Below are 12,975 nucleotides of genomic sequence, written 5' to 3'. Positions count from 1 at the left end.
CTCAGCTACTTCCCGCGGCGCGGAGTGCCGCCGCCTCCGCCCGCCACTTCACCCGCCCGCGCTGCCCTGCCCCGCCGATCATCCGGCGTCGGTCGAGGACCCGGAAGAGGAGCACGGCCAGCACCAGGTTCACTCCGCCCAGGACCAGGGCGCCCGTCCGGCCCACGCCGAGGCCCGCCGCCTCCAGCGCCCAGACCCCGGTGGCCGTGATCATCACGTACGCGAGCGCGATCGGGAGCATGACCTTCCAGCCCAGGTCCATCAGCTGGTCGAAGCGGAACCGCGGCAGCGTCCAGCGCACCCAGATATAGAGGAACATGAAGAACAGCGTCTTGGCCCAGAACGCGAAGAACGTGGCGATGCTCTTGCCGGCGGTCCACGGCGCCTCGTCCCAATGGGTGAACGGGATGTCCCATCCACCCCAGAACAGTGTCACCAGCAGCGCCGACGCCGTCACCATGTTCGAGTACTCCGCTATGTAGAACATCGAGAACTTCATGGCGGAATACTCGGTGTGGTATCCCGCTACCAGCTCCGCCTCTGCCTCGGGAAGGTCGAACGGGAGCCGGTTGGTCTCCGCGAACGCCGACACCAGGAAGAGGAAGAACGCGATGAAGAGCGGGATGACGAACCAGGTGCTCTGCTGCTGGCGCTGAATGATCTCGGGGAGGGTGATGTTCCCCGCCAGCACGAGCACCGCGACGGCGGAGAGGCCCATCGAGACTTCGTACGAGATCATCTGTGCCGAGGCGCGCAGGCCGCCCAGCAACGCGTACTTGTTGTTGGACGACCAGCCGGCCATGGTGAAGCCGTATACTCCCAGCGAGCTGATCGCGAGGATGTAGAGGAAGCCCACCGGCAGGTCGGCGATGGCGGTGGTCACGAGACCCCACGGCGTCGGCACCGGAGCGGCCATCGGCACCACCGCGAAGGTGATCAGCGCGGGGATGAAGGCCATCATGGGGGCGAGGACGAAGAGGAACTTGTCGGCGAACGGCGGAAGGGTCTCTTCCTTGAAGAAATTCTTGAGCCCGTCGGCCGCCGGCTGGAGGATGCCCTGGGGGCCGACGCGATTGGGCCCGAGCCGGTTCTGGATGAAGGCGGCGACGCGCCGCTCGACCAGCGTCCACAGCGCGATGAGCACCAGGAGCATCGTGAAGATCGCCAGGATCTTCACGACCGAGGCCGCCAGGAACGCGCCGCCGGAGATCGGGTTCACGCCGAGGCTGCCACGCGCGCGCCGGGCCGTCCCGCCGCCTCGAGCATCTCGTCGAGGATCCACGCCGCGGGCCTCGCCATCCCGGGCGGTGTGTTGGCCTGGTAGTACCGCTGCACCCGGCCGCGCAGGTTCCGGAAGGTGCCCTCCTCCTCAGCCATGGTGGCGCACGGCAGCACGACCGCCGCGGAGACGCGCGCCGCCTCGGGCAGCACCGTGCCGACGTAGATCATCGTGCCTGAGCCGAGCGACGGTACTCCGTCCAGCGGTTCATCGAGCACCAGCACGAGACCGGCGCCATTCGCGCGCCCGACCGCTGCATCCCAGTCCCGAGAGAAGCCCGCTTCGAGCGCTCCGTACACGTTGGCCGCGCGTTCCTTCCGCAGCGCGAGGTCCGGCACTCCGGCGAGCGGGACTTCCGCCCCCTCCCGGACCCGGAACGCTCCCGAGCCGCCTGCATGGTTCAGCAGCCTTGCCGCGCGCTCCAGCGCCTCGCACGAGGCGCCCGCCGAAACGAGTCCGACCGACGGGCCCTTCGAGGCGCGCCACAACGCGGCAACGCGATCCATCGCCCGATCCCAGTCCACCGGCGTGAGGCGGCCGCCCTCGCGCACCATCGGCACCTCGAGGCGGTCGGCCCGGTTCATCCACTGGTAGCCCAGCCGCCCTTCATCGCACATGAAGTGTCGGTTGACCTCGGCGTTGGGCCGGGGACGGATGCGAAGCACCTGATTGTCCCGCGTCTCGAGCGTGATGTTGCAGCCCTGCGTGCACCCCGGACACACCGAAGGCGTCTTGTCGAGGTCCCACGCCCGGGCCTTGTGCAGGAAGTCCTTCGAGATGAGCGAGCCCACCGGGCACAGATCAACGACGTTGCCCGACCATCCGTGGTCGAGCTGCTGTCCCTCGAAGATGCCGATGAAGGCGCGGTCCCCTCTTTCGGAGACGTTGAGCACCGGCTCCTCCGCCAGGTGCTCCATGAACCTGACGCAGCGCGTGCAGAGGATGCACCGGTTGGGGACGTAGAGGACGTCCGGCCCGAAATCCTCGACCGGATTGAAGCGCTTGGCGTAATCGCCGTAGCGGGTCCCGCTCCGGCCTTCCTGGTAGACGTAGTCCTGGAGCTCGCACTCGCCGGCCTGGTCGCAGATCGGGCAGTCGAGCGGATGGTTGATGAGGAGGAACTCGAGGACGCTCTTCCGCGCCTCCTTGGCCTGCGGGCTGTCCACATGGACGACCATCCCCTCGGCCACCGGCATCGCGCACGACGCCGCGAGCTTGGGGGCCTTCTCGATCTCCACCAGGCACATCCGGCACACGCCCGCCACCGGGAGCGACGGATGGTAGCAATAGTGCGGGATGAGCACGCCGGCGAGCTTGGCGGCCTCGAGCACCGAGGTCCCTTTCGGCACCTCGACCTCGCGTCCTTCGATGGTCAGCTTGACCAGATCGCTCATGCGCCGGCCACCGCCCGGCCGCTACGGATGTATGCCTCGAACTCGGGGCGGAACTTCTTGATGCCGCTCACGACGGGGGCGGCGCACGAATCGGAAAGCACGCAGATCGTCGTGCCCGTCATCTGGTCGGCGAGGTCGAGGAGCAGATCGAGGTCTTCCAGCTTCCCCTGCCCGTTCAGGATCCGCTCGAGGATCTTGGTGGTCCACGCCGTGCCCTCGCGGCACTGGGTGCACTGCCCGCACGACTCATGGGCGTAGAACTTCGCCAGCCGCATGATCTGGTAAACCATGTCCACCGAGTCGTCCATCACGATCACGCCGCCCGAGCCGAGCATCGTGCCCTGCGCGACGCAGCCCTCGTAATCGAGCAGCGTGGCGTCGGCTTCGTCCGCCGTCAGGATGGGCACGGACGAGCCGCCCGGTATCACCGCCTTGAGCCGGCGTCCCTGCGGCACGCCGCCGCAGAGGTCGTGAATGAGGTCCTTGAGCGGGAACCCCATCGTCACTTCATAGTTGCCGGGCTTCCCGATAGTACCGCAGACTGAGAGGAGCTTGGTGCCGGTGCTCTTCGGGTTGGAAAGGCACATCGCCTTGTACCAGGCCGCGCCCTTCGCGACGATGTGCGGCACCACGGCCAGCGTCTCGACGTTGTTGATGGTCGTCGGACAGCCGAAGAGCCCAGCGGCCGCCGGGAACGGCGGCTTGATCCGCGGGTTCCCGCGCTTGCCCTCGATCGAGTTCATCAGCGCCGTCTCTTCACCGCAGATGTAGGCGCCGGCGCCGCGGTGCAGCGTCATCTCGATCGTCGCGCCTTTGCCCATCGCATTCCTGCCGACCACGCCCTTCGCGTACGCCTCGGCGAGCGCCTGCTCCATGATAGCCCACTCCCCGGTGAACTCGCCGCGGATGTAGATGTAGGTCATCTCCGCACCGATGGCGTGGGCGCAGATCGCCGCTCCCTCGATCATCGCGTGGGGCGTCCATCGCATGATCTCCCGGTCCTTGAAGGTCCCGGGCTCCGACTCGTCCGCATTCACGCAGAGGTAGTGGGGCTTCTTCACTTCCTTCGGCATGAAGCTCCACTTGAGGCCGGTCGGGAAGCCGGCGCCGCCGCGGCCGCGCAGCCCGGAGGCTTTCACCTCCTCGATGACCTGATCGCGCGTCATGCCCAGCGCCTTCTCCAGCGCCGCGTAACCCCCGCGCTTTTTCCAGCCGTCGTAGCTCCGCGCCTCGGCCTCGCCGAAGTGGGTGCTGAGGACCGGCGTCTCTTTCGGGTGACTCCGATGAGGATAGCCCATGGCGCTACCGGTACTTCGAGACGAGCGCCGGGACCGACTCCGGCGTCACGCTCTCGATGAAGTCGTCATCCACCAGCACGGGCGTGGCGAACCCGCACGCGCCGAGGCACTCGACCTCGACCACCGTCCAGTTGCCGTCGGGGCTCGTCTCGCCCATCCGCTTGCACCCGGTGGACTTCAGGAACGCGTCCACGACCTGCTCGGCCCCGCAGACGTTGCACGGGGTCGTGGTGCAGACCTGCACGAAGTGCTTCCCGACCGGGTGCTGGTGATACATCGTGTAGAAGGTCACGACACCCTTCACGTAGGCCATCGTTAGGCCCAGCGCGGTGGCCACCTCAGCCATCCCCTCCGGCGAGATCCAGCCGTGCTTTCGCTGCACCATCCAGAGCGCCGGCAGCAGCGCCGCAGCCTTGATCGGATAGCGCGTCAGGACCTGGTCCAGCTCCGCGCGCCCCGCCGCATCGAACACCCGCGGCAGCTCTTCGGTGCGGCCGTACGCCGGTGCGCCCGTGCCCGCTGTACTCATCGATCGACCTCACCCATGACGATGTCCACACTGGCATTGATCGCGATCAGGTCCGACAGGAGGTGCCCCTCGGACATCCTGGGCAGCGCCGCCAGGTTGATGAACGCGGGCGGCCGGATGCGCCACCGCACTGGCTTGGCCGTGCCGTCGGACACGAAGTACGTGCCCAGCTCGCCGCGCGGGTTCTCCACCGGGAAGTACACCTCGCCGATCGGCGCCGGCACGCCTTCCATGACCTGCTTGAAGTGGAAGATCATCGCTTCCATGTCGGCCATCGCGCGGTTCTTGGGCGGGAGCACGACGCGCGGATCGCTCACGTTGATCGGTCCGTCCGGCAGCCGCTCGAGCGCCTGGAGCAGGAGGCGCGTGGACTGGCGCATCTCCTCCATCCGGACCAGGTAGCGGTCGTACACGTCGCCGTGCTCGCCCACCGGCACGTCGAAGTCGTAGTCCTCGTAGCCGAGGTACGGCCGGTCCTTGCGCAAGTCGTAGGCGACGCCGCTGGCTCGCAGCATCGGGCCCGAGAGGGAGAAGTTGATCGCCTCCGCCGCCGGCATTACGCCGACATCCACGGTGCGGCCGAGCCAGATGCCGTTCTTCGACAGCATCGCCTCGACCTCGTCGAGCGTCTTGGGGAAGCGCCGGGCCCACTCCTTGAGGCCGTCCACCCAACCGTCGGGCACGTCGGCCATCATCCCGCCCACGCGGGTGAGCGAGGTGGTGAGCCTCGCACCGGTCCACGACTCGATGAAGTTGGTGATCCGCTCCCGCTCTTGGAACATCCAGAGGAAGACGGAGAACGCTCCGATGTCGATCGCGGTCGTCCCGGCCCACACCAGGTGGGAGGCGATGCGCGTCATCTCGCACGCGATCACTCGCAGCACGCGGCAGCGGTCCGTGATCTCGATCCCCATCAGCTTCTCGGCCGCCAGCGCCAGCGCGACGTTGTTCGACATCGCGGCGAGGTAATCGGTGCGGTCGGTGAGCGGGATGATCTGGTTGTAGTGCCGGTACTCGCCGAGCTTCTCGAAACCGGAGTGCAGGTAGCCCACGTGCGGGATGACGCGCACGACGACCTCGCCGTCCAGCTCGACCAGGAGCCGCAGCACGCCGTGCGTGGCCGGGTGCTGCGGGCCGAGGTTGAGGAGCATGTGGTCGGAGTCGAGCTCGGGCTCCTGGTCGCCCACCGTCACCATGAGCCGCAGCCGCATCGCGGAGGGCACCTGTTTCGCCGCCTCGGCGATGGACAGCTCTTCCACGGAGTAGTGCGCGTCCAGCTCACCGGAGAGAGCGCGGCGCACTTGCTCGGAGCGGCTGAATCGCCCGCGGAGGGGGAAGTCCTTTCGAAGCGGATAGCCCTCCGAGTAGTTCTCCCACATCAGGATGCGCCGAAGGTCCGGGTGCCCGCGGAAGGTGATGCCGAACATGTCGTACACCTCCCGCTCGAGCCAGTTGGCGCCCTGCCAGAGGTCCACGACCGAGTCCACCTCGAGGGGCCGGTCCCTGGACAGCTCGATCTTGACCCGCAGGAACTGCTTCCGGTCCAGCGACCAGAGCTGATAGACCACCTCGAGGGGGAGCTCGCGGTCCCGGTACTCCACCGCGGTGACGTCCGCCAGGTAGTCGTAGTGCTCCGAGGGCGTGTCTTTCAGCCACGCGAGAACCTCGTGGGCCCGCTCGCGCGCGACGACGACGATGGTGTCCCCGCAGGAAACGAGCGACCGGCCCACGGCCGCGCCGAAGCGCGCCCGGAGCGTTTCAACCGAGGGATTGGGTGGCGTGGCCGTCACCGAAACGTCAGGCGGAGCGGGTCTGGTGGACCGAGTTCCCGAACGGCTCGGAGAGCTCGTCCACGACGGCAGGCTCGAGGAAGAGCCCATGGTCGTTCGCGAGCTTCTCGACCCGCAGCGAGGGATCGAACACCGTCTCGCCCTTTATCTTCTTCTGAAGCAGCATGATCCCGTAGAGCAGCCCCTCGGGCCGCGGCGGGCAACCGGGGACGTACACGTCCACCGGCACGATGGTGTCGATTCCCTGCACCATGGCGTAGTTGTCGAAGATGCCGCCGGTGGAGGCGCACGCGCCCATCGAGATGCACCACTTGGGCTGCGTCATCTGGTCCCAGACCTTGCGGATGACCGGGGCGAGCTTGAAGGGGAGCCGGCCGGCGCAGATCAGCACGTCGGCCTGGCGGGGCGAGAACGCCATCCGCTCCATGCCGAAGCGGGCGAGGTCGAAGCGGCTGGCGGCGGTGGCCATGAACTCGATCGCGCAGCAGGCGGTGCCGAACGGCATCGGCCAGAGCGAGTTGGCGCGCGACCAGTTGACGAGGAAGTCGAGCTTCGTCGTCATCCAGTTGGGTGACGACATCACCACGCCGCTGGTGGTCCCGGGCATCACGTCCACTCCAACGCCCCCCTCTTCCACACGTACACGTAGCCGACCGCTAGGATCAACACGAAGACGCCCATCTCGATCAAGCCGCCCAGCATACCGAGGCCGAAGAGATCCAGTTGCCTGAAAGCGACGCCCCAGGGCAGCATGAAGACGACTTCGATGTCGAAGATGATGAACAACACCGCGACGAGGTAGAACTTCACGTCGAACCGTTCCCGGGCGGAGCCCAGGGGAGGCATGCCCGACTCGTACGGCTGGTTCTTCACGGCGGTTGGGCGGGACGCGGACAGGATGTGCGACGCCGCGATCATGCCCACGGCGTTAAGCACGACGAACGCGATAAGCATCGCCAGCGGAACGTACGGTTGCAGCATCGTCTCCAGCGCTGGTGTGGCGGTTCGGCGCAACCTCGGTGAAGCCTCGGGAAGGTAGCCGCGCGCAAATCGGATTTCAAGAAAAACGAGTATATTGGGCGCCCATGACCATCAAGTCCGATTCGTGGATCCGGCGCATGGCGCGCGAACACGGCATGATCGAACCATTCGCCGACGCGCAGGTGCGCGCCGGGGTCATCTCGTATGGGGTCTCGAGCTACGGCTACGACATGCGCGTGGCGCGGGAGTTCAAGATCTTCACCAACGTCCTCTCGGCGGTGGTGGACCCGAAAGCCTTCGACCCGAAGTCGTTCGTCGAGTACGAGGGGGACGTCTGCATCGTCCCGCCCAACTCGTTCGTCCTCGCGCGGTCGGTGGAGTACTTCCGCATTCCCCGCAACGTCCTGACGATCTGCGTCGGCAAGTCCACCTACGCCCGCTGCGGCATCATCACTAACGTGACGCCGTTCGAGCCGGAGTGGGAAGGCTTCGTGACGCTGGAGATCTCGAACACCACGCCCCTCCCCGCGAAGATCTACGCCAACGAGGGCATCGCTCAGGTGCTGTTCTTCGAGAGCGACGAGGCGTGCGAGGTGTCGTATGCGGACAAGAAGGGGAAGTATCAGAGTCAGAAGGGTGTGACGTTGCCGAAGATTTGATGGGCAAAAACAAAGGGGAGTCAGGGGAGTTGGGGGAGTCACGGGAGATAGGGGAGTAAGGGATCGCTCCGCCACTCCCCTCTCTCCCCTTACTCCCCCTTCTCTCGTTATCTCCCAACAATATCCCCCTTCATCCCGCCCAAGGCCGTCAACAGCTCGTTCTTCTCACGTTCCGGCACGTTGAACTGGTTCAGCGCCCCCACCAGGTCCTCCACCAGCGCGTTGAAGTGCGCGTCGGTGAGGTTCATTCCAGTGTGGGTCTCGCGCATGGAGCGCCCGGTGTAGCGGCACGGGCCGCCGGTCTCCTGGCAGATCTGCTCGGTGAGCAGCCGCTTGAAGTTGTCCAGGTCCACGCCGCGGAAGAAGGTGTTGATGCGCGCGTCCGCGCCCACCCGTCCGACGAAGTTGTCCACCACCGCGCGGATGGCGTCCACTCCGCCAAGCCGCTCGTAGAGCGACGGCCCTGCGGGCGCCGCGGCGGCAGGTTGGGGAGCGGGCGACGCCTGGTAGCCGCCGCCCCGGCAGGCGGTGCCGACGAGGCCCAGCGCCAGCGTGAACGCATATCGTGCCTTCATCGTAGAGATCCTTCCGTCGAGAGTGAGGTCTGTCCGGCATCCCCACCGCTGATGCCCGTCACAGTTACGGCGGCGGTCCGCCGCCGGACCCGTCGCCGCCGTTGACACCTTCCGGGACGATCACGAGCGCCAGTTCCACCGTCGCCGCGAGCCGTCCGCCGACCGTCAACTCGACCGATCCCAGGCAGATGTGCCGGCGCAACCGGATCGTGCCGGTGAACACGACCGGCCCCGGCTGGGGCCGGATCGGCAGCTCGAACTCGGCGCTCACCTTGGCCAGGCGGGGCCTGCCGCGCAGCCCGTTGTGCCAGGCCCAGATCGCGACGACCTGGCCCGCCGCTTCCACCTGGAGGCAGCCGGGGTAGATCGGGTCGCCCGGGAAGTGCAGCGGGAAGACCCAGTGCGACGGGTGGACGTCCATCTCGCAAACGATGCGGTGCTCGTCCACCGAGATAGCGCGGTCGATCTGGAGCATGTTGCCGACCGGCAGGTATATCGAGCCCAGGTCGGCGCGCTGGTAAGTCACGGCTGTCAGGCGAACTCCGGTGCGAAGGGTACTCCAGTAATCTTCACCACACCGCCTCCCCACGGCAAATCGGGGCACCCCATCTGCGACGGGAGTCACCCAACGGATTCATTCCCTTCCCCGTTCAGCCACTCCTCTGACGGGCACGTTTCATGTCAGACCTCCCAGGATGGCCACGACCACGGCCCCGGCGCCGACCAGCAACAAAGTCCCGAACAGCGGTGCGGCGAACTTCAACCACTTCTCATAGGGCACGCCCGCGGCGGCGATCACCGCCATCAGCGAGCCGTTGGTCGGGGTGAGCAGGTCAGCGAGCCCGGCACCGTACTGGTAGGAGAGCACCGTGACCTGCCGCGGCAGGCCGATCAAGTCTGACAGCGGCGTGAGCACCGGCATCGTGAGTACCGCTTGGCCGCTCACGCTCGGCACCGGGAAGTGGATGGCCGCCTGCGCTACCATCATCGCGAGCGCCGATAACGTGGCGGGCAGGACCGCGATGGGGGCGAACAGCCCGTGCACCACGGTATCGATCACCTGCCCCTGGTCGAGGACCACGAAGATCGCCCGCGCGAATCCGATGAGCATCGCCGCGTACGCCATCCCTGCGAACCCCTCGGCGAACGCCGCCGCCGTTCCCGTCACGCCGAGACCACCGACCAGGCCCGCCGCCACGCCCATCACGAAGAACATCGCCGAGAGCTGGTCGAAGTCCCAGCCTTGGGTCATGACGCCGTACACCAGCAGCGTGAAGGCCGTGAGGACGAGCAGCAGCACTACGACGCCCCGCGCCCCCAGCACCGAGGCGGCCGAGGGCTCTTCCACGCTCCCTGCGACATCGGCGGCGACCCGCATCTTCATCGCGTAGCGCATCGTCATCCCGATCCACACCGCCAGTGCCACCGCCATCACGGCCGACCGGAAAGCCGCCCCCGACAACGGGGGCAGCTGCGCCAGCTTCTGCGCGATGAGCACCTGGAACGGGTTGATGGGGCTGAACGCGGCGCCGACAGCCGCGGCGCCGATGCTCATGGCCACCGCCACGAGGGGATCGAAGCCGAGTCGTCCGGTCAGCAAGAGCAGTACGGGAACGAGCGCGATGATCTCTTCCGACATGTTCTCCAGCGCGCCGCCCGCCGCGAAGAACAGCGCGATGATCGGGATGACCAGTATCTCCCGGCGTGCGAGCTTCCGGGCGAGCCAGCTCGTCGCGCGCCGGAGAGCGCCGGTCTTGTCCACCACGGTGAAGGCGCCGCCCACCAGGAACACGAGGAAGATCACGGAGCCGGCGTCCGCCATTCCTTTGGGGACGGCAACGACCGCCTGGAACGGCGTGACCGGTGCAGGAGCGACGTGGTGGTAGGTGCCGGCGACGACGACGGAGCGGCCGGTGAGTGGATCGTCGCGGCGCTCGTAGCGGCCGGCCGGCAGGAGGTAGCTGGCCGCGGCCGCGAGCACGATGCAGCCCGCCAGCAGGGCGAGCGGATGCGGGAACTTCACCTATTGGTCGTCGTGCTCTGGCTGGCGGACGAGGATGAGGATCGCCGCCTGAGGCACGACGAGGTACTTCTTCTCCTCGAAAGTGATCTCGACGGCGGCCTTACGGAAGAACAGCGCGTAGTCCCCGATGTGGGCCTGCATCGGCACGAACCGCCCGCCGGCGTCCCGTGCGCCGATCCTCCACGGCTCGTCATCGAGGTTCGCGGGCTCGGCTACCGGAGTCCCGGGGCCCGTCGCGAGCACTCGCCCGCCCTGCACCGCCAGAGTGTCGATCGCGGTCTGCGGCAGGTACAGACCGACCCGGGTCCGCTCCTCGCCCTCTTCCGGTGTGATGAGCACCCGGTCGCCGACGACGATCAGCTTCTTCGGGCTAGCGCCCATCGGGTCCTCGTTAGTCATCGGGGTGCGCTCCCGGTCTCATACCGGGACCGCGGGCTCCTTCTCGGGCACCTTCACGGCGTACCATCCGGCGGCCGCTCCGGCCGCGCCAAGGATGATGAGATCGAGCGTCCAGCCGAGCTCCGTGGCCGGCACCGCCATCTGCGCGAAGTACATGAGTCCGTTGAAGGCACCCACTACGAGCGCCCCCACGAGTCCCCGCTTGGGGCTGATATAATGCTCGCCGCGCCCTCGCGCGAGGGCAGTCGCCGCGGCTGTTAGCCCCTGCCCTGCACCGATCGCCACCACCGTTACAACGTCGGTCGTGAGCATCCAGGCGAAGGAGAGCGGACCGCCGGAGACGATGATGCTGTGCACCGCCGCCGGCATCAGCCCGCCCACGGTGCCGAGCACAGCCGTCGCTGCACCAGTGAATCCCGCCGGTTTGATGTCGTCCTTGATGTCGCTCATCGGTCCTCCATAACCCTGGACCACGCGCCCTACACCCCTCTTACCCATACGTGACGGCGAACATCTCGTGCAACTCGACCGACAGCAGTCCCGCCCTCACCATCGGCTGCTCCTCGACCAGATGCTCGGCTTCCTTGAGCGACTGCACGTCGTACACGACGAGGCCGGCGGAGCCGTCGGCCAGAGGGGCCGAGAGCATCAGCTCGCCGGAACGCTGGATGCCCGCGAGGTATTCCTTCTCGCGCATCTGGAGGTGGTCGTCGCAGCGGGAGTTGAATACTTCCGCCGCCACGCAGACCTTCACCCAGCCCATGATCATCTTGCGTTCGGTAGACATGACCAAAGGTAGCTTAGGGACGCCCTTGCGTCGCACGCAAGCTATCTCCGATTATTCGCAGCCCCGATGACCTCGAACCCAGGTTTCTTCCGCTCCACGATCGGCCGCAAGGTGGTGATGGCCGTGACCGGCGTCATCCTCTTCGGTTTCGTCCTCGCCCACATGGCCGGCAACCTGCAAGTCTACCTCGGACCCGAGGCCTTCAACCAGTACGCCGTCAACCTGCGGCTGCTGCTCCACGGCGCCGGATTGTGGATCGCGCGTAGCGGGTTGCTCGTTTCGGCCATCCTCCACATCTGGTCCGCCACGTCGCTGACCCTGGAGAGCCGGGCCGCACGCCCCGTGTCCTATCGGAAGTGGCAAGCCCAGGAGTCCACGTACGCTTCGCGAACCATGCGCTGGAGCGGCGTCATCGTTCTCGGGTTCGTGATCTACCACCTGATGCACTTCACTTTCGGAAACGTCCATCCCGACTTCGTCCCCGACGACGTCTACCACAACTTCGTCTCGGGCTTCCGGGTGGTGCCCGTCTCCATCTTCTACATCATCGCCAACGTCCTCCTCGGCCTACACCTGCGTCACGGGGTCTGGTCCATGCTTCGCACCCTCGGACTGAGCCATCCGCGCTACCTGCGACTCGCCCAAGCCGCGGCGCTGGGTTTCGCTGGGATCGTGGTACTGGGCAACCTCTCGTTCCCCATCGCCGTGCTCGCGGGGATCGTCCGATGAACCTCGACGCCAAGGCCCCTACCGGTCCCCTCGACCAGACGTGGGACAAGCACCGCTTCGACCTGAAGCTCGTCAGCCCCGCCAACAAGCGGAAATACTCGGTGATAATGGTGGGCTCCGGCCTGGCAGGTGCTGGCGGGGCCGCGTCGCTGGCCGAGTTGGGTTACGGGGTGAAGTGTTTCTGCTTCCAGGACAGCCCGCGGCGAGCGCACTCGATCGCGGCGCAGGGCGGGATCAACGCCGCCAAGAACTACCGGAACGACGGCGACAGCGTCTGGCGGCTGTTCTACGACACCATCAAGGGCGGCGACTTCCGCGCCCGCGAGGCGAACGTCTACCGGCTGGCGCAGATCTCCGTCAACATCATCGACCAGTGCGTCGCGCTCGGCGTGCCGTTCGCGCGCGAGTACGGGGGCCTGCTCGATAACCGCTCCTTCGGCGGCGCGCAGGTCTCCCGCACCTTCTACGCCCGCGGCCAGACCGGCCAGCAGCTCCTCCTCGGCGCGTACCAGGCGCTGGAGCGGCAGATCGG

General features: G+C 66.9%; 16 protein-coding genes. 3 read left to right on the top strand and 13 right to left on the bottom strand.

Translation table 11 applies throughout. The annotated features are described in order from the left end of the window. Position 1: 1 nt before the first annotated feature. Genes nuoH through Q8Q85_02015 form a run of 7 tightly spaced genes read right to left on the bottom strand, consistent with a single transcriptional unit; the run spans position 2 to position 7,271 of the window. On the bottom strand, positions 2-1,219 hold the full coding sequence (nuoH, locus tag Q8Q85_02045; protein ID MDP3773027.1) for an NADH-quinone oxidoreductase subunit NuoH: 1,218 nt from the start codon (positions 1,217-1,219) through the stop codon (positions 2-4). Next, on the bottom strand, positions 1,216-2,673 hold the full coding sequence (locus tag Q8Q85_02040) for a 2Fe-2S iron-sulfur cluster-binding protein (GenBank protein ID MDP3773026.1): 1,458 nt from the start codon (positions 2,671-2,673) through the stop codon (positions 1,216-1,218). The genes nuoH and Q8Q85_02040 overlap by 4 nt, the downstream gene beginning before the upstream one ends. Continuing rightward, positions 2,670-3,971 carry an NADH-quinone oxidoreductase subunit NuoF gene (gene nuoF / locus Q8Q85_02035; GenBank protein MDP3773025.1) on the bottom strand — a complete coding sequence of 434 codons (1,302 nt, stop codon included), beginning with the start codon at positions 3,969-3,971 and terminating at the stop codon, positions 2,670-2,672. The genes Q8Q85_02040 and nuoF overlap by 4 nt, the downstream gene beginning before the upstream one ends. Positions 3,972-3,975: 4 nt before the next feature. Beyond that, complete coding sequence (locus Q8Q85_02030; protein MDP3773024.1) at positions 3,976-4,500, bottom strand: NAD(P)H-dependent oxidoreductase subunit E; 525 nt, start codon at positions 4,498-4,500, stop codon at positions 3,976-3,978. Continuing rightward, positions 4,497-6,290, bottom strand: coding sequence for an NADH dehydrogenase (quinone) subunit D (nuoD, locus tag Q8Q85_02025; GenBank protein MDP3773023.1), 1,794 nt, complete (start codon positions 6,288-6,290; stop codon positions 4,497-4,499). Before nuoD ends, Q8Q85_02030 begins: the two co-directional genes overlap by 4 nt. A gap of 7 nt (positions 6,291-6,297) precedes the next feature. Then, positions 6,298-6,873, bottom strand: a complete 576-nt coding sequence (nuoB, locus tag Q8Q85_02020) for an NADH-quinone oxidoreductase subunit NuoB (protein MDP3773022.1) — start codon at positions 6,871-6,873, stop codon at positions 6,298-6,300. A gap of 23 nt (positions 6,874-6,896) precedes the next feature. Then, on the bottom strand, positions 6,897-7,271 hold the full coding sequence (locus Q8Q85_02015; GenBank protein ID MDP3773021.1) for an NADH-quinone oxidoreductase subunit A: 375 nt from the start codon (positions 7,269-7,271) through the stop codon (positions 6,897-6,899). 104 nt (positions 7,272-7,375) lie between these two features. Between Q8Q85_02015 and dcd the strand changes: the two genes are divergently transcribed. Further along, entirely contained in the window at positions 7,376-7,930 is a 555-nt protein-coding gene (gene dcd / locus Q8Q85_02010; protein MDP3773020.1) for a dCTP deaminase, read from the top strand. Between the two features lie 107 nt (positions 7,931-8,037). On the opposite strand, the gene Q8Q85_02005 is transcribed toward dcd, so the two are convergent. From Q8Q85_02005 to Q8Q85_01980, 6 genes are all read right to left on the bottom strand, one after another. After that, positions 8,038-8,505 carry a group 1 truncated hemoglobin gene (locus Q8Q85_02005; GenBank protein ID MDP3773019.1) on the bottom strand — a complete coding sequence of 156 codons (468 nt, stop codon included), beginning with the start codon at positions 8,503-8,505 and terminating at the stop codon, positions 8,038-8,040. Between the two features lie 64 nt (positions 8,506-8,569). Continuing rightward, positions 8,570-9,031 carry a hypothetical protein gene (locus Q8Q85_02000; GenBank protein ID MDP3773018.1) on the bottom strand — a complete coding sequence of 154 codons (462 nt, stop codon included), beginning with the start codon at positions 9,029-9,031 and terminating at the stop codon, positions 8,570-8,572. 150 nt (positions 9,032-9,181) lie between these two features. Next, a complete protein-coding gene (locus Q8Q85_01995; protein ID MDP3773017.1) occupies positions 9,182-10,528 on the bottom strand; it encodes a hypothetical protein in 1,347 nt (448 codons plus the stop codon). Continuing rightward, the gene (locus Q8Q85_01990) at positions 10,529-10,909 is read right to left on the bottom strand and encodes a co-chaperone GroES family protein (GenBank protein MDP3773016.1); all 381 of its coding nucleotides are present in this window, start codon (positions 10,907-10,909) and stop codon (positions 10,529-10,531) included. 36 nt (positions 10,910-10,945) lie between these two features. Continuing rightward, positions 10,946-11,377 carry a hypothetical protein gene (locus tag Q8Q85_01985; protein ID MDP3773015.1) on the bottom strand — a complete coding sequence of 144 codons (432 nt, stop codon included), beginning with the start codon at positions 11,375-11,377 and terminating at the stop codon, positions 10,946-10,948. Positions 11,378-11,417: 40 nt separating this feature from the next. Beyond that, a complete protein-coding gene (locus Q8Q85_01980) occupies positions 11,418-11,714 on the bottom strand; it encodes a YciI family protein (GenBank protein ID MDP3773014.1) in 297 nt (98 codons plus the stop codon). 66 nt (positions 11,715-11,780) lie between these two features. Between Q8Q85_01980 and Q8Q85_01975 the strand changes: the two genes are divergently transcribed. Continuing rightward, positions 11,781-12,443: a succinate dehydrogenase cytochrome b subunit gene (locus Q8Q85_01975; GenBank protein MDP3773013.1), complete on the top strand. Its 663-nt coding sequence runs from the start codon at positions 11,781-11,783 to the stop codon at positions 12,441-12,443. Further along, positions 12,440-12,975: FAD-binding protein (locus tag Q8Q85_01970; GenBank protein ID MDP3773012.1), on the top strand; the 536-nt coding region annotated here is incomplete at its 3' end. The genes Q8Q85_01975 and Q8Q85_01970, both read left to right, overlap by 4 nt.

This window comes from Gemmatimonadales bacterium (assembly GCA_030697825.1).
Classification (GTDB): Bacteria; Gemmatimonadota; Gemmatimonadetes; order Gemmatimonadales; family JACORV01; genus JACORV01.
Note: the sequence above shows the minus strand (reverse complement) of the source record. Positions and strands in the feature narration are given on the sequence as shown.